13 protein-coding genes and 1 pseudogene are annotated in these 14,710 nt (G+C 61.0%); 11 read left to right on the top strand and 3 right to left on the bottom strand.

The genetic code is table 11. The annotated features are described in order from the left end of the window. Window positions 1-15: 15 nt before the first annotated feature. The 3 genes from IHQ71_RS26955 to IHQ71_RS26965 are packed head-to-tail and all read left to right on the top strand — an operon-like array spanning window position 16 to window position 3,530. On the top strand, window positions 16-1,509 hold the full coding sequence (locus tag IHQ71_RS26955; protein ID WP_258159471.1) for a CpaF family protein: 1,494 nt from the start codon (window positions 16-18) through the stop codon (window positions 1,507-1,509). 11 nt (window positions 1,510-1,520) lie between these two features. Continuing rightward, the gene (locus IHQ71_RS26960) at window positions 1,521-2,531 is read left to right on the top strand and encodes a type II secretion system F family protein (protein ID WP_258159472.1); all 1,011 of its coding nucleotides are present in this window, start codon (window positions 1,521-1,523) and stop codon (window positions 2,529-2,531) included. Window positions 2,532-2,543: 12 nt separating this feature from the next. Continuing rightward, complete coding sequence (locus IHQ71_RS26965) at window positions 2,544-3,530, top strand: type II secretion system F family protein (RefSeq protein WP_258159473.1); 987 nt, start codon at window positions 2,544-2,546, stop codon at window positions 3,528-3,530. Between the two features lie 233 nt (window positions 3,531-3,763). Here the strand turns inward: IHQ71_RS26965 and IHQ71_RS26970 are convergent, their stop codons facing one another. Further along, complete coding sequence (locus tag IHQ71_RS26970; protein WP_258159474.1) at window positions 3,764-5,182, bottom strand: XRE family transcriptional regulator; 1,419 nt, start codon at window positions 5,180-5,182, stop codon at window positions 3,764-3,766. Window positions 5,183-5,329: 147 nt separating this feature from the next. Here IHQ71_RS26970 and IHQ71_RS26975 point away from each other — a divergent pair, with 147 nt between their 5' ends. The 5 genes and pseudogenes from IHQ71_RS26975 to IHQ71_RS32085 all read left to right on the top strand — a co-directional run bounded on the left by IHQ71_RS26975 (window position 5,330) and on the right by IHQ71_RS32085 (window position 10,818). Continuing rightward, window positions 5,330-6,862, top strand: coding sequence for an acyl-CoA carboxylase subunit beta (locus IHQ71_RS26975; RefSeq protein WP_258159475.1), 1,533 nt, complete (start codon window positions 5,330-5,332; stop codon window positions 6,860-6,862). A 7-nt stretch (window positions 6,863-6,869) separates the two neighbouring features. After that, on the top strand, window positions 6,870-7,688 hold the full coding sequence (locus IHQ71_RS26980) for a hypothetical protein (RefSeq protein WP_258159476.1): 819 nt from the start codon (window positions 6,870-6,872) through the stop codon (window positions 7,686-7,688). A 147-nt stretch (window positions 7,689-7,835) separates the two neighbouring features. Continuing rightward, window positions 7,836-8,732, top strand: coding sequence for a glutathione-dependent disulfide-bond oxidoreductase (yghU, locus tag IHQ71_RS26985; protein ID WP_258159477.1), 897 nt, complete (start codon window positions 7,836-7,838; stop codon window positions 8,730-8,732). Between the two features lie 82 nt (window positions 8,733-8,814). Continuing rightward, window positions 8,815-10,285: pseudogene (locus tag IHQ71_RS26990) on the top strand (acetyl/propionyl/methylcrotonyl-CoA carboxylase subunit alpha); the annotation flags it as partial. Further along, window positions 10,270-10,818 carry a biotin/lipoyl-containing protein gene (locus IHQ71_RS32085; protein WP_374990059.1) on the top strand — a complete coding sequence of 183 codons (549 nt, stop codon included), beginning with the start codon at window positions 10,270-10,272 and terminating at the stop codon, window positions 10,816-10,818. The pseudogene IHQ71_RS26990 and the gene IHQ71_RS32085, both read left to right, overlap by 16 nt. 13 nt (window positions 10,819-10,831) lie before the next feature. Here the strand turns inward: IHQ71_RS32085 and IHQ71_RS26995 are convergent, their stop codons facing one another. Both IHQ71_RS26995 and IHQ71_RS27000 read right to left on the bottom strand, forming a co-directional pair. Beyond that, complete coding sequence (locus IHQ71_RS26995) at window positions 10,832-11,182, bottom strand: type II toxin-antitoxin system RelE/ParE family toxin (protein WP_258159479.1); 351 nt, start codon at window positions 11,180-11,182, stop codon at window positions 10,832-10,834. Beyond that, window positions 11,172-11,441 carry a type II toxin-antitoxin system ParD family antitoxin gene (locus IHQ71_RS27000; protein ID WP_258159480.1) on the bottom strand — a complete coding sequence of 90 codons (270 nt, stop codon included), beginning with the start codon at window positions 11,439-11,441 and terminating at the stop codon, window positions 11,172-11,174. The genes IHQ71_RS26995 and IHQ71_RS27000 overlap by 11 nt, the downstream gene beginning before the upstream one ends. A 73-nt stretch (window positions 11,442-11,514) precedes the next feature. On the opposite strand from IHQ71_RS27000, the gene IHQ71_RS27005 reads away from it, so the two are divergent. Genes IHQ71_RS27005 through mce form a run of 3 tightly spaced genes read left to right on the top strand, consistent with a single transcriptional unit; the run spans window position 11,515 to window position 14,697 of the window. Continuing rightward, window positions 11,515-12,150: a hypothetical protein gene (locus tag IHQ71_RS27005; protein ID WP_258159481.1), complete on the top strand. Its 636-nt coding sequence runs from the start codon at window positions 11,515-11,517 to the stop codon at window positions 12,148-12,150. Next, a complete protein-coding gene (gene scpA / locus IHQ71_RS27010; protein ID WP_258159482.1) occupies window positions 12,147-14,288 on the top strand; it encodes a methylmalonyl-CoA mutase in 2,142 nt (713 codons plus the stop codon). The genes IHQ71_RS27005 and scpA overlap by 4 nt, the downstream gene beginning before the upstream one ends. Before the next feature lies 1 nt (window position 14,289). Beyond that, window positions 14,290-14,697, top strand: coding sequence for a methylmalonyl-CoA epimerase (gene mce, locus IHQ71_RS27015; RefSeq protein ID WP_258159483.1), 408 nt, complete (start codon window positions 14,290-14,292; stop codon window positions 14,695-14,697). The last annotated feature ends 13 nt before the right edge of the window (window positions 14,698-14,710 follow it).

The raw sequence follows: 14,710 nt of genomic DNA on the forward strand, positions 1-14,710 counted from the left end.
GATTGGTAGGGATCGATGTTTGGCAAACGTGGAAATGAAGGCCCGGTAAGGCCCGCGGGCGGTACGATCACCGCACCGCCGCCGCAACAGCAGCAGCCGGTCGCGACCATCCAGCCGCCGCCGCTCGCACCCGTGCCGGTACTGCAGGAGCCGACGCGCGACTCCCAACCGATGCGCAGCAACAACGCGCCCGTGCCGCCCCTGGCACGCAAGAAGCAGGCGCGCTCGGAAGACTACTACGACACCAAGAGCCAGGTCTTCTCCGCCCTCATCGACACGATCGACCTTTCCCAGCTCGCCAAGCTCGACACCGAGAGCGCGCGCGAGGAAATCCGCGACATCGTCAACGACATCATCACCATCAAGAACTATGCGATGTCGATCTCCGAGCAGGAGGAACTGCTCGAGGATATCTGCAACGACGTTCTCGGTTACGGTCCGCTCGAGCCGCTGCTCGCCCGCGACGACATCTCCGACATCATGGTCAATGGCGCCAACCAGACCTTCATCGAAGTCAACGGCAAGATCGAGGATTCGGAAATCCGTTTCCGCGACAATAGCCAGCTTCTCTCGATCTGCCAGCGCATCGTCAGCCAGGTCGGCCGCCGCGTCGATGAAAGCTCGCCGATATGCGACGCGCGCCTTCCCGACGGCTCCCGCGTCAACGTCATCGCCCCGCCGCTTGCCATCGATGGCGCGGCCCTCACCATTCGTAAGTTCAAGAAGGACAAGCTGACGCTGGATCAGCTCGTCCGGTTCGGCGCCATCACGCCCGAGGGCGCCACGCTGCTGCAGATCATCGGCCGCGTCCGCTGCAATGTCGTCATCTCCGGCGGTACCGGCTCGGGCAAGACCACGCTGCTCAATTGCCTGACCGCCTATATCGACAGCCACGAACGCGTCATCACCTGCGAAGACTCGGCCGAACTCCAGCTGCAGCAGCCGCATGTCGTGCGTCTCGAAACCCGCCCGCCGAATATCGAAGGCGAGGGCGAGATCACCATGCGCGATCTGGTCAAGAACTGCCTGCGCATGCGCCCCGAACGCATCATCGTCGGCGAAGTCCGCGGACCCGAAGTGTTCGACCTTCTGCAGGCGATGAACACCGGTCACGACGGCTCGATGGGCACGATCCACTCCAACAGCCCGCGTGAATGCCTCAACCGTATCGAATCGATGATCGCCATGGGCGGCTTCACGCTGCCCGCCAAGACCGTGCGCGAAATCGTCTCCGGCTCGGTCGACGTGATCGTCCAGGCCGCGCGTCTCCGCGATGGTTCGCGCCGTATCACCCACATCACCGAAGTGATCGGCATGGAAGGCGAAGTGATCATCACCCAGGACCTGATGCGCTACGAGATCGAGGGTGAGGACGCCAACGGCAAGATCATCGGCCGGCACAAGTCGACCGGCATCGGCAAGCCATATTTCTGGGATCGCGCGCGCTATTTCGGCGAGGACAAGCGGCTCGCCGCGGCGATGGACGAGATGGAACAGAAATCGAAATAGGTGGAAGTGTAATGTTCGGTCTCGATCCTGTCATACTGGCTATCATCGCGCTGGCCGCCATCTCGGCGGGCGCGGTCAGTTACGGTGTGCTTTTCTCGCGCATCGAGAACGACAAGAAGGCCCAGTCGCGCGTCGCCAAGGTCAAGTCGGCCGAGACCGACCGGGTGAAGATCAAGGCATCGCGTGACCGGCTCGCCGAAATGACCAAGCGCCGCAAATCGGTGCAGGATTCGCTGAAGGAACTCGAGAAGAAGCAGGACGAGGTCAACAAGAAGAAGGCCGCAACCCTCAAGGCCAAGATCATGCAGGCCGGATTGGGCTTTTCCGAAACCCAGTTCTATATCGGCAGCGTGCTGCTCGGCCTGTTTGCCGGCACCTTCGCCTTTCTCGGTGGCATGAACATTTTCGTCGTGCTCGGCATCGCCTTCGTGGTCGGCGCCGGCATTCCGCGCTTCGTCGTCAATTACGCGCTCAAGCGCCGCCTCAAGAAGTTCATGGATGAACTGCCGAATGCGCTCGACGTCATGGTGCGTTCGATCAAGTCGGGCCTGCCGCTCAACGATGCGCTCCGGCTGATCGCCAACGAGTCCAAGGAGCCAGTGAAATCCGAGTTCCGCCGCGTGGTGGAATCCCAGCAGATGGGTCTCTCGGTCCCCGATGCGATCGGGCGCATGTACATGACGGTGCCGCTGTCGGAAGTGAATTTCTTCGCCATCGTCATCCAGATCCAGGCGCAGGCCGGCGGCAATCTCTCCGAAGCGCTGGGCAACCTTTCCCGCGTCATCCGCGACCGCAAGAAGATGAAGGCCAAGGTCACAGCACTTTCGATGGAAGCCAAGGCCTCGGCCTACATCATCGGCGCTCTGCCCTTCATCGTCTCGTTCCTCGTCTACCTGACATCGCCGGACTACATGATGATCCTGTTCACCGATCCGCGCGGCCATCTGATCATGGGCATTTCGGCGGTGTGGATGTCGATCGGCATCTTCGTCATGCGCAACATGATCAATTTCGATATCTGAGGACGAGCGGCCATGGACGAAAATCTCGTAGCAACGCTCACCGATCCGCAGGTCATCCTGGCGGGCCTCGTCGCCATCGCGGTGTTCGCCACGCTTTACACGCTGGTGCTACCCTATTTCGACTCGGGCGGTCTCGACAAGCGCATGAAATCCGTCACCACCGAGCGCGAGCAGATCCGCGGCCGCGAGCGTGCGCGGCTCAACACCGAATCCTCCTCCAACCGGGCGTCGCTCCGCCACCAGAACAATTCCTCCGTCCGCAATATCGTCGATAAGCTCAACCTTCGCGAGGCGCTGGTCGACCAGAATACGATCGACAAGCTGCGGGCCGCCGGCTTCCGCTCGCAGAACGCGCTCAATATGTTCCTCGTCGCGCGCTTCACGCTGCCGTTCGTGTTCCTCGCATTCGCCGCCTTCTACATCTTCGTCCTCGGCTATCTCGCTGACAAGGGCCTGATGATCCGCCTCCTCGCCGTCATCGGCATCGGCTATCTCGGCTTCTATTCGCCCAACATCTTCATCTCCAACAAGATGGGCAAGCGGCAGAAATCGATCCGCCGCGCCTGGCCGGATGCGCTCGACCTGATGCTGATCTGCGTCGAATCCGGCGTCTCGATCGAAGCCGCCATCAAGCGCGTGTCGGAGGAAATGACCACCAATTCGCCGGAACTCGCCGAGGAAATGGTGCTGACCAATGCCGAACTCTCGTTTCTCCAGGAACGACGAGTTGCCTATGAGAACCTCGCCAAGCGCACCCAGCTCGACACCGTCCAGGCCGTCAGCCAGGCACTGATCCAGGCCGAACGCTACGGCACGCCGATCGCCCAGGCACTGCGCGTTCTGGCCCAGGAAAGCCGCGACCAGCGCATGAACGAAGCCGAAAAGAAGGCCTCGGCGCTGCCGCCCAAGCTCACCGTGCCGATGATCCTGTTCTTCCTGCCGGTGCTGATCGCCGTCATTCTCGGACCGGCCGGTATTCAGGTTTCGGATAAGTTCTAAGTTTAGGAAGACCCCGCCCCGAAACCCCTCCCCACAAGGGGGAGGGGCCAATTCGTGGCGCCCGCCTTCGCTCCCATATCCCTGGCATATGTTGAATAGACAGCGGTTCCATCATTGCGATGAGGCAGTTCTCATGGCTCGACGTCGAGTGGGCCGCGACAGTGAGGCACTTTAAGCCCCTCCCCCTTGTGGGGAGGGGTTTGGGGCGGGGTCTTAAATCCACCCAGCAGCCCTCAATTCTCCTTCAAACGATACGGCAACGTTGCCCGCCGCTCGTGATCGATCACCAGCCGCCCCTTCAGCGGCGGCACCGCGCGTGCCGCACATGTCGTCCGCTCACAGATCCGGCAGGAAATCCCGATCGGATCGTAAGCCGCGCGGTTTCCCAGGTCCATGTCGTCGGCATAGACGAAATTGGCCGCGTAGGAGATCTCGCAGCCGAGCGCCAGCGCATAGTGCTGCCGCGCCAGGTGAAAGCCGCGCCCACCCTTGGTGATCTGTGTAGAGAGGCAGAGATAGCGCACCCCGTCCGGCGTCTCCGCCAATTGCCGGATGATCCGCCCCGGCGACTCGAAGGCCTGGTGGACGTTCCAAAGCGGACAGGCCGCGCCGAAACGGGCGAATTGCAGCTTGGCCGCGCTATGTCGCTTGGTGATGTTACCGGCGCGATCGATGCGGGCAAAGAAGATCGGAATGCCTTTCAGTCCCGGCCGCTGCAGCGTCGAGAGCCGGTGGCAGACCTGCTCCAGGCTCGCCCCGAACCGCACCGAGAGCAGGTCGAGATCATGCCGCACTTCGCGCGCTGCATCCATGAATTTGCGGTAGGGCAGGATCAGCGCGCCGGCGAAATAGTTGTGCAGACCGATGCGACAGATCTCATAGGCCTCGCTGGTCCGGAACGCCGCATTCCGGGCAATCGCATCGATCGCCTGCCCCGCCGACAATTGGGCGATCTGCAAGGCGATCTGGAAATCACGCGTCGCCGCGGGCAGATAGGGATTGAGCGTCAATATCCGCGCCTCGCGATCGTAGCTGCGGATCAGGTCGTCATCGCGCCCCGCGCGCGTGATCCGAACCCCGAACGCCTGTTCGAGATAGCCGTTGAGCGCCGCATAGCTGTCGGTATCGCCGATCCCCAACTCACCGGCGAGCTTCTCCGCCAGCAGGTCGATCTCGTGGATATAATTGTCGACGAAATGGAAGAAGTCGCGCACCTCTTCATAAGGCGTGTTCTCGGTCAGTCCCGATGTCCGTCCCAGCGTATCGTCGATGCTGGCGAGCTGTTCGGAATTGTGCCGGTAGGCCTGGTGCGCCGCGATCAGCGCATGCGCCAGCCCCGGCGCGTTCTGCGTCACCAGCTTCAGTTCCTGCAGGTTCGGCGCGTAAGCCGCGAAGATCGGATCGCTCAAGGTCTCCGACAGCGCCGACATCAGCCGATCGCCTTCGCCGGCCGAGAGGTCGGCCAGGTCGATCTTGAATTTCTCCGCCAGCGACAGCAGCACGGAGGCCGAGACCGGCCGCTGGTTGTTTTCAATCTGGTTGAGGTAGCTGATCGAAATGCCGATCCGCTCGGCGAATTGCGCCTGCGTCGCACGGTTGGCGAGCCGGAGGTCGCGAACCTTCCGACCGATATAGAGTTTACCAATAGCCATATCGCGCACTCGCTTTGCAAATTTGCAAATTTCAATCTTCATTCTTGTAAACTGCGCATATTTGCCTGATCAATAGTTTTCTTGAATGCCGCGTGGACGTATGGAAATTCAAGGGCGTCCGCTGTTTGCGAACGAAATGGGAGACACATGCGCGAAATTCTCGATCAACTCGAAATCCGCCGCCAGGCCGCCCGTGTCGGCGGCGGCGAAGCCCGCATTGCCACCCAGCATTCCAAGGGCAAGCTCACCGCCCGCGAACGCCTCGATGTGCTGCTCGACGAGGGCTCGTTCGAGGAATACGACATGTATGTCACCCACCGCACCACCGATTTCGGCATGGCCGCCAACAGGGTGCCGGGTGATGGCGTGGTCACCGGCTGGGGTACGATCAATGGCCGGCTGGTCTATGTCTTCTCCCAGGATTTCACCGTGCTCGGCGGCTCGCTCTCCGAGACGCATGCCGAAAAAATCTGCAAGATCATGGACATGGCCGCCCGCAACGGCGCGCCCGTGATTGGCTTGAACGATTCCGGCGGCGCCCGCATCCAGGAAGGTGTCGCCTCGCTTGCCGGCTATGCCGAAGTCTTCCGCCGCAACGCCGAAGTCTCCGGCGTTATCCCGCAGATCTCGGTCATCATGGGCCCCTGCGCCGGCGGCGCCGTCTATTCGCCCGCCATGACCGACTTCATCTTCATGGTCCGCGATAGCTCCTACATGTTCGTCACCGGCCCTGATGTGGTCAAGACGGTCACCAACGAGATCGTCACGGCCGAGGATCTCGGCGGCGCCCGGACCCACACGACCAAGTCCTCCGTTGCCGATGGCGCCTTCGACAACGACATCGAGGCGCTCTTGAAAATCCGCGACCTTTTCGATTTCCTGCCGCTCAACAACCGGGAAAAGCCACCGGTCCGTCCCTTCTTCGACGATCCGGACCGGCTGGAGGACCGCCTCGACACGCTGATCCCCGATAGCGCCAGCAAGCCTTACGACATGCGCGAACTGATCCTCGCCATCGCCGACGAAAGCGAGTTCCACGAAATCTCCGAAGCCTTCGCCCGCAACATCCTCACCGGCTTTATCCGCCTCGAGGGCCAGACGGTCGGCGTCGTCGCCAACCAGCCGATGGTGCTGGCAGGCTGCCTCGATATCGATTCCTCCCGCAAGGGTGCCAAGTTCGTCCGCTTCTGCGATGCCTTCAACATCCCGATCCTGACGCTGGTCGATGTCCCGGGCTTCCTGCCGGGCACCAGCCAGGAATATGGCGGCATCATCAAGCACGGCGCCAAGCTGCTCTTCGCCTATTCGCAGGCCACCGTCCCGATGGTCACGCTGATCACGCGAAAAGCCTATGGCGGCGCCTATGACGTCATGGCGTCCAAGCATATCGGTGCCGACGTCAACTACGCCTGGCCGACCGCCGAGATCGCCGTCATGGGCGCCAAGGGCGCGACGGAAATCCTCTACCGCTCGGAACTCAAGAACCCGGAAAAAATCGCCGCCCGCACCAAGGAATACGAAGACCGCTTCGCCAACCCCTTCGTCGCCGCCGAACGCGGCTTCATCGACGAGGTGATCATGCCGCATTCCTCCCGCAAACGTTTAGCGCGGGCCTTCGCCATGCTTCGAACCAAGAAGCAGGAGAGCCATTGGCGCAAGCACGATACGATGCCGTTGTGAGGATGTGATGGGCGACGAGCACAAACCGCCGATAAATCTTGAACTCGGCGCCAGCGTCAAAGCAGAGTTCAAAGCTGAAATAAAAGCCGAAATCCCATCAACTTCTATGGGCCGACTTGTTGACGCTGTGACTGATGCGATACGGCCTTTTACCGAAGCCCGTGGTCTGAAAGCTGATCAGATACGATTGCAGCGGGAAGATGTTCTTATTGAAGTTGCCAGGAGAGCGAGTGTCAGGCTGCAAATAGAAAAAATCGATCCGCAACCTATTCCCGCAAAGACTCTCGTACCGCTTTTAGAGAAGGCGTCTCTGGAAGATCCAGAAGACGACGAGATGATCGAGAGATGGGCCGCTTTGCTTGCTGCGGAAGCTCGTGACCCTGGTCCCAACCGGCGGTGGTTCATCGAAATCTTGAGCTCTTTGGATGGCTGGCAAGTCAAGCTATTGGATGCCATGGGGCGCTCAAGCCATTCGCGTGAATTCTTTCGTGTACAGAATTATACCAGAGCTCAGGTATCAGAAGGATTTTCCAGCGTAGTCGATCTATGCGCCGGAAATGATGTTTCTAAAATAAGGAAGAAACTAGGGGCGCTTCCTGGATATACTATGTTTTTTAACGGAGAAGATATTCCGAATACAAACGAATTCGAGTTCAAAGATATAGAAGAAGCTTCGTCTTTGCTGCATCTAGATGCTCTTGGCCTTGCGTGGGTTAACGCAGCTTCCTTCGTCGGCAGCGATGAACGCCATTTCGTTCTAAATGCCCAACTTTCTCCACTCGGATATCAGTTCGTTGCACTATTTCAACCCGAGGAGCAGCGGTGATGCGTTTGACTAGGTCCGCACTATCCGCTGCCGCCTCTTTCGAGAGGCCGTGTCGATCGTTGCAGCAGGCAAAACGACCATCTTCTCCCTATATGACTTCTGCGCTCGCTCCCAAGGGCGCTCAAGCACAGCAAGGATGGAGTTTCCATGACTGACAAATTACCCGAGAACAATTTTCCCGCCGGCTATGAAGTGCCCAAGGTCTGGACCTGGGACAAGGGCAATGGCGGTACTTTCGCCAGTATCAACCGCCCGATTGCCGGCCCAACGCATGACAAGGAACTGCCGGTCGGCAAGCACCCGCTGCAGCTCTATTCGCTCGCCACGCCCAATGGCCAGAAGGTGACGATCATGCTCGAAGAGCTGCTCGCACTTGGCCACAAGGGCGCGGAATACGATGCCTGGCTGATCAAGATCGGCGACGGCGACCAGTTCGGCTCCGGCTTCGTCGGGGTCAATCCGAATTCCAAAATCCCCGCCTTGATGGATCGCTCGACACCTGAGCCGACCCGCGTCTTCGAATCCGGTTCGATCCTGGTCTATCTCGCGGAGAAATTCGGTGCCTTCCTGCCCAAGGATCTCAAGGGCCGCACCGAGGCGATGAACTGGCTGTTCTGGCAGATGGGTTCAGCACCCTTCCTCGGCGGTGGCTTCGGTCACTTCTTCGCCTATGCACCAATGCACATCAAATATGCCATCGATCGCTATGCGATGGAGGTGAAGCGCCAGATGGACGTGCTCGACCGCCATCTCGCCGATCACCCGTTCCTCGCGGGTTCGGAATACTCGATCGCCGACATGGCGACCTGGCCCTGGTACGGAAGGCTGGCGCTCAACCAGGCCTATGGCGACGCCGGCAAGTTCCTCGAGGTCGATACCTACAAGCATGTCCAGCGCTGGACCGCCGAGATCGCGGCACGTCCCGCGGTCAAGCGCGGCTGCATGGTGAACCGCGTGTCGGGCGATCCGGCCGACCAACTGCCGGAACGCCATGACGCCTCGGACTTCGAGACCAGGACCGCCGACAAGCTCGCCACGGCCTGACAATAGACAGGAGGCGGCCCGGCCTTGCATCGGGCCGTCTCATCACAAGCATCGCCTCGGCCCATCCGGAAGCAACCACTTCATGATCACCAAAATCCTCATCGCCAACCGTGGTGAAATCGCCTGCCGGGTCATCCGTAGCGCCCGGGCCATGGGCATCAAGACAGTCGCCGTCTATTCCGACGCCGACCGCGAGGCGATGCATGTGAAGATGGCCGATGAGGCGGTGCATATCGGGCCATCGCCCTCCGCCCAGTCCTATCTCGTCATCGACAGGATTGTGGATGCGATCAAGCAGACCGGTGCCGATGCCGTTCATCCCGGCTACGGCTTCCTGTCGGAGAACCGCGTCTTCGCAGAGCGGCTGAAACAGGAAGGCGTGATCTTCATCGGTCCGCCGGTCGGTGCGATCGAGGCGATGGGCGACAAGATCACCTCGAAGAAGATCGCGGCCGAGGCCGGCGTCTCCACCGTGCCCGGCCATATGGGCCTGATCGCGGATGCCGACGAGGCGGTGAAAATCTCCACCGGCATCGGCTATCCCGTGATGATCAAGGCCTCGGCCGGCGGCGGCGGCAAGGGCATGCGCATCGCCTGGAACGACGCCGAGGCCCGCGAAGGCTTCCAGGCCTCGAAGAACGAAGCCAAGAGCTCCTTCGGCGACGACCGCATCTTCATCGAAAAATTCGTCGACCAGCCGCGCCACATCGAAATCCAGGTGCTTGGCGACCAGCACGGCAACACGCTCTATCTCGGCGAGCGCGAATGCTCGATCCAGCGCCGCAACCAGAAAGTCGTCGAGGAGGCGCCGTCCTCCTTCCTCGATGAGGCCACCCGCAAGGCCATGGGCGAACAGGCCGTGTTGCTGGCGAAAGCGGTCGGCTACTTCTCCGCCGGTACGGTCGAATTCATCGTCGACGGCGCCAGGAATTTCTACTTCCTCGAAATGAACACCCGTCTGCAGGTCGAGCATCCCGTGACCGAACTCGTCACCGGCATCGACCTCGTCGAGCAGATGATCCGCGTCGCCAATGGCGAGGCGCTTGCCTTTACCCAGGCCGACGTGCAGCTCAACGGATGGGCGATCGAAAGCCGGCTCTATGCCGAGGATCCCTATCGCGGCTTCCTGCCATCGATTGGCCGGCTGACCCGCTATCGTCCTCCCGTCGAAGGCCACCAGTCCGACGGCACCATCATCCGTAACGATACCGGCGTCTATGAGGGCGGCGAGATCTCGATGTATTATGACCCGATGATCGCCAAGCTCTGCACCCACGCACCGGATCGGCCGCAGGCGATCGAGGCCATGGCCTCGGCGCTCGATCATTTCGAGGTCGAGGGCATCGGCCACAACCTGCCGTTCCTCTCGGCCGTCATGGCCCATCCGCGTTTCTATTCGGGGAACATCACCACCGCCTTCATCGCCGAGGAGTGGCCCGAGGGTTTCCACGGTGTTTCGCCGGATAACGATCAGGCCCGCTTGCTCGCCTCCATCGCCGGCTACCTCAACCTGATCGACGAGGATCGCAAGACAAGAATCTCAGGTACGCTCGCCAATCACACCCGCAAGCTCGGCGCCGAATTCGTCGCCGTCGGCGGCGATCACTATTGGCCGCATGCCATCACCTTCGAGGCCGGCGTCACGACGATCAGCTATGGCGACGGCATCACCCACGCCGTTTCGAGCAATTGGAAGCCCGGCACCCCCTTTGCCGTCTTCACCCTCAATGGCCAGGAACTCGGCGTCAAGGTCTCGCGCTCCAGCACCGGCTGGCGGCTGCGCTGGCGCGGCATCGACATGGTCTACCGCGTCATGAGCCCGCGCCTGTTCGAGCTCTCGCAATTCATGCCCGTCAAGCAGGCCGCCGATACCTCAAAACAACTCCTCTGCCCCATGCCCGGCGTCATCACGCAGGTGCTGGTCAGGGAAGGCGACACCGTCGAAGCCGGCCAGCCACTTGCCACCGTCGAAGCAATGAAGATGGAGAACATGCTCAAGGCCGAGAAGAAGGCGCTGGTCAAATCGATCAAGGTCGAGGCCGGTCAGAGCCTTGCGGTGGATGAAGTGATCATGGAGTTCGAGTAAGATGGATGTGCGCTTATTCCGTGCTGCTCAGTCGCCTCAGCATATGCTGCCGATGGTCTTGGCCGCCGAAGAAAATCGCCAGAATGCAAACGGTCTTCTTTGCTTCGTCAACGTCGAAGTAGAACACGGCGCTCTCCTTCGTAACGCTACGCAGCCCCGGTGCCAGTTGCGGCAGAAGCGTTCCCTGGTGTGGGGCAATCGCAATCGAGTCGAGGGCAGCCTCGATCTTGCGCGCACGTGCCGCCGCGCGTTGGATGGCGTCTGGCAGCGGATCGCCCAGGTTGACATAGGACTCGACCAGATGTCGAATAATAATGCGGAGATCTTGGTCGCTGTCGAGCGACCGGATGACCTCAAAGGCCATAGGATTTTCTCGTCTCGGAAATTATGTCTTCGAGATGCTGACGACTTTCCTCGCGGGTCAAAAACTCTCCCGCTCGGCGCTTGGAGATCAGACCCCGCAGCGCTTGGAGCTCGGCTTCCTTTAACTCCGTCTCTTCTCGGAGGAGTTCAAGCCCACGTTGCACGACGGCGCTCAGGCTCGAATATCGCCCATCCTCTACGAGTTGACGGGCAAATATCTCCTGCTGGTCTGAAATCGAGACGGATGCTTTCACGGTCATGTGACGGTGCTCCTAATGCATCTTTACATTACTACTCAGTAGCATTGCGGTCAACGGGCTGGATGGTGACGCCATGAAAAAGCCCACCTCCATGGCCGCCCTCGAAAAACTCGGCCGTGTCCGCCTCTCCAAATCCTTCTTCATGCGCGAATTTCTCTATTCGGAGATCGCCAATCTCCACGCCATGCCGAACATCCCCGACGATCCCGATCTCGCGATCGAAGCCGGAACGCGGCTTTGCGAGGATCTGCTGGAGCCGCTGCAGGATCGCTTCGGCCGCATCGCCATTCGCTCAGCCTATCGCACTGGCGAGGTCAATGCCTTCGGCAACCGACATAATTACAGCTGCGCCCGCAACGAATCGACCTGGGCCGATCACATCTGGGATCGGCGCGACGCCCTGGGCCGCATGGGCGCCACGGCCACCGTCGTCGTCCCCTGGTTCGCCGACCAGTACGAGAAGGGTTCCGACTGGCGGGCGCTCGCCTGGTGGATCCACGACCATCTGCCCTACTCGCATCTCTATTTCTTCCCGATCCGTGCCGCCTTCAACATCCGCTGGCGCGAAGATCCGGAGCGCCGCATCGACTCCTACATCGCCCCCAAGGGAACCCTGACCAAAAGGGGGATGGCCAATTGGGACGGCGAGCATTCGGATGAATACGCCTGGTTTTCAGGCGGTACCTATGAAATTGGACCACGCCAATGACCGACAAGAAGACCCCCGCCGACTGGCGGAAGCTCGCCGAACGCGAACTCAAATCCGCGCCTGATACACTGATCTGGCACACGCCCGAGGGGATCGACGTCAAGCCGCTCTACACCGAGGCCGACACCGAAAACCTCCCCCATCTCGATTCTCTCCCCGGTATTGCACCCTTTACCCGCGGCCCGCGCGCGACCATGTATGCCGGCCGACCCTGGACGATCCGCCAATATGCCGGCTTCTCGACCGCCGAGGAATCAAACGCATTCTATCGCAAGGCGCTCTTGGCCGGTCAGAAGGGCCTCTCCGTTGCCTTCGACCTCGCCACCCATCGCGGATACGACTCGGACCACCCCCGCGTCACCGGCGATGTCGGCAAGGCGGGCGTGGCGATCGATTCCGTCGAGGACATGAAGATCCTGTTCGACCGAATTCCGCTCCAGGAAATGTCGGTCTCGATGACCATGAACGGCGCTGTCATCCCCATCCTCGCCAATTTCATCGTCACTGGCGAGGAGCAGGGCGTGTCGCGCGCCGATCTCTCCGGCACCATTCAGAACGACATCCTCAAGGAGTTCATGGTCCGCAACACCTATATCTACCCGCCCGAGGCCTCGATGCGGATCGTCGCCGACATCATCGAATTCACCTCCAAGGAGATGCCGAAGTTCAACTCCATCTCGATCTCCGGCTACCACATGCAGGAGGCCGGCGCGACGCTGGTGCAGGAGCTGGCCTTCACGCTGGCCGACGGCCGCGAGTATGTCCGCGCGGCGATTGCCAAGGGTTTGGATGTCGATGATTTCGCAGGACGTTTGTCCTTCTTCTTCGCCATCGGCATGAATTTCTTCATGGAAGCGGCAAAGCTGCGCGCCGCGCGTCTGCTCTGGTCGCGCATCATGGAGGAGTTCAAGCCGAAAAAAGCCTCGTCCTCCATGCTCCGCACCCATTGCCAGACCTCCGGCGTGTCCCTGCAGGAGCAGGACCCCTACAACAACATCGTCCGCACCGCCTATGAGGCGCTGTCGGCCGCACTCGGCGGCACGCAATCGCTGCACACCAATTCCTTCGACGAGGCGATCGCGCTGCCGACGGAATTTTCGGCTCGCATCGCTCGCAACACCCAGCTCATCCTCCAGCACGAGACCGGCGTCACCAAGGTCGTCGATCCGCTCGCCGGCTCCTACTATGTCGAGAGCATGACCGCCGAACTGGCGGAAAAATCCTGGGCACTGATCGAAGAGGTCGAGGCCCTCGGCGGCATGACCAAGGCGATCGACACCGGCCTGCCCAAGCGCCTGATCGAGGAAGCCGCCACCCGCCGCCAGGCCGCCGTCGATCGCGGCGAGGAGGTCATCGTCGGCGTCAACAAGTACCGCCTCAACGAGGAAGCCGATATCGAGACGCTCGACATCGACAACAAGGCCGTCCGCGAGGGTCAGGTGCGGCGGCTCGAAAAGACCCGCCAGCTGCGTGATCCCGCCATCTGGCAGGACCGCCTCGACCGGCTGAAATACGTCGCCCGCACCGGCAAGGGCAACCTGCTTGCCGCCGCCGTCGAGGCCGCCCGCGCCCGCGCCACCGTGGGTGAAATCTCCGATGCGATGCGTGAAAGCTTCGGCGATCACACGGCCACCCCCGAGGTCGTGACGGATATCTACGGTCCCGCCAGTGTCAACGACCCGGAATACCAGACACTTGTTAGCCGGCTAAGGGCGCAGATCGACAAATCGGGCAAAAGGCCGAAAATCCTCGTCGCCAAGCTCGGCCAGGATGGCCACGATCGCGGCGCCAAGGTCATCGCCTCGGCTTTCGGCGATATCGGCTTCGAGGTCATCGCCGGCCCACTGTTCCAGACGCCGGATGAGGCGGCCGATCTCGCGATCGAGAAAAAGGTCGATGTCATCGGCGTCTCCTCGCTCGCCGCCGGTCACAAGACACTGATGCCGCAACTGGTCGATGAGTTGAAGGCGAGGGGCGGCGGCCATATCATCGTCGTCTGCGGCGGCGTCATTCCGCGCAAGGATTATCAGTTCCTTATGGATCACGGCGTCTCCGCCGTCTTCGGCCCCGGCACCAATGTCGTTGATGCGGCGCGTGCCGTGCTCGATCTCGCCGAAGGCAAGTTGAGGAACGAATAACATGCTGGGCAGGGTCAACCACATCGCACTCGCCGTGCCGAATCTCGAAGTCGCTATCGCCCGCTACCGCGATAGCCTCGGCGCTACGATCTCGGTACCGCAGCCACTGCCTGAGCATGGCGTCACCGTCGTCTTCGTCATCTTCGACAATACCAAGGTCGAACTGCTCGAACCGCTTGGCGAGAACTCCTCCATTGCAGGCTTCCTGGCCAAGAACCCCGATGGCGGCATGCACCACATCTGCTACGAAGTCACCGACATCATCGCCGCCCGCGACCAGTTGAGGGCGGCCGGCGCCCGCGTGCTCGGCGGCGGGGAACCGAAGATCGGCGCCCATGGCAACCCGGTGCTCTTCCTGCATCCCAAGGATTTCTTCGGTACACTTATCGAGCTGGAAGAAGTTCGTTAGAGTTCGACCAAAG

Origin of the sequence: Rhizobium sp. TH2 (assembly GCF_024707525.1) — a bacterium.
Classification (GTDB): Bacteria; Pseudomonadota; Alphaproteobacteria; order Rhizobiales; family Rhizobiaceae; genus Rhizobium_E.

Coding starts and splice junctions, on each gene's coding strand:
- IHQ71_RS26955 (WP_258159471.1), top strand. CDS start 16: ATGTTTGGCAAACGTGGAAATGAAGGCCCGGTAAGGCCCGCGGGCGGT.
- IHQ71_RS26960 (WP_258159472.1), top strand. CDS start 1,521: ATGTTCGGTCTCGATCCTGTCATACTGGCTATCATCGCGCTGGCCGCC.
- IHQ71_RS26965 (WP_258159473.1), top strand. CDS start 2,544: ATGGACGAAAATCTCGTAGCAACGCTCACCGATCCGCAGGTCATCCTG.
- IHQ71_RS26970 (WP_258159474.1), bottom strand. CDS start 5,182: ATGGCTATTGGTAAACTCTATATCGGTCGGAAGGTTCGCGACCTCCGG.
- IHQ71_RS26975 (WP_258159475.1), top strand. CDS start 5,330: ATGCGCGAAATTCTCGATCAACTCGAAATCCGCCGCCAGGCCGCCCGT.
- IHQ71_RS26980 (WP_258159476.1), top strand. CDS start 6,870: ATGGGCGACGAGCACAAACCGCCGATAAATCTTGAACTCGGCGCCAGC.
- yghU (WP_258159477.1), top strand. CDS start 7,836: ATGACTGACAAATTACCCGAGAACAATTTTCCCGCCGGCTATGAAGTG.
- IHQ71_RS26995 (WP_258159479.1), bottom strand. CDS start 11,182: ATGGCCTTTGAGGTCATCCGGTCGCTCGACAGCGACCAAGATCTCCGC.
- IHQ71_RS27000 (WP_258159480.1), bottom strand. CDS start 11,441: ATGACCGTGAAAGCATCCGTCTCGATTTCAGACCAGCAGGAGATATTT.
- IHQ71_RS27005 (WP_258159481.1), top strand. CDS start 11,515: ATGAAAAAGCCCACCTCCATGGCCGCCCTCGAAAAACTCGGCCGTGTC.
- scpA (WP_258159482.1), top strand. CDS start 12,147: ATGACCGACAAGAAGACCCCCGCCGACTGGCGGAAGCTCGCCGAACGC.
- mce (WP_258159483.1), top strand. CDS start 14,290: ATGCTGGGCAGGGTCAACCACATCGCACTCGCCGTGCCGAATCTCGAA.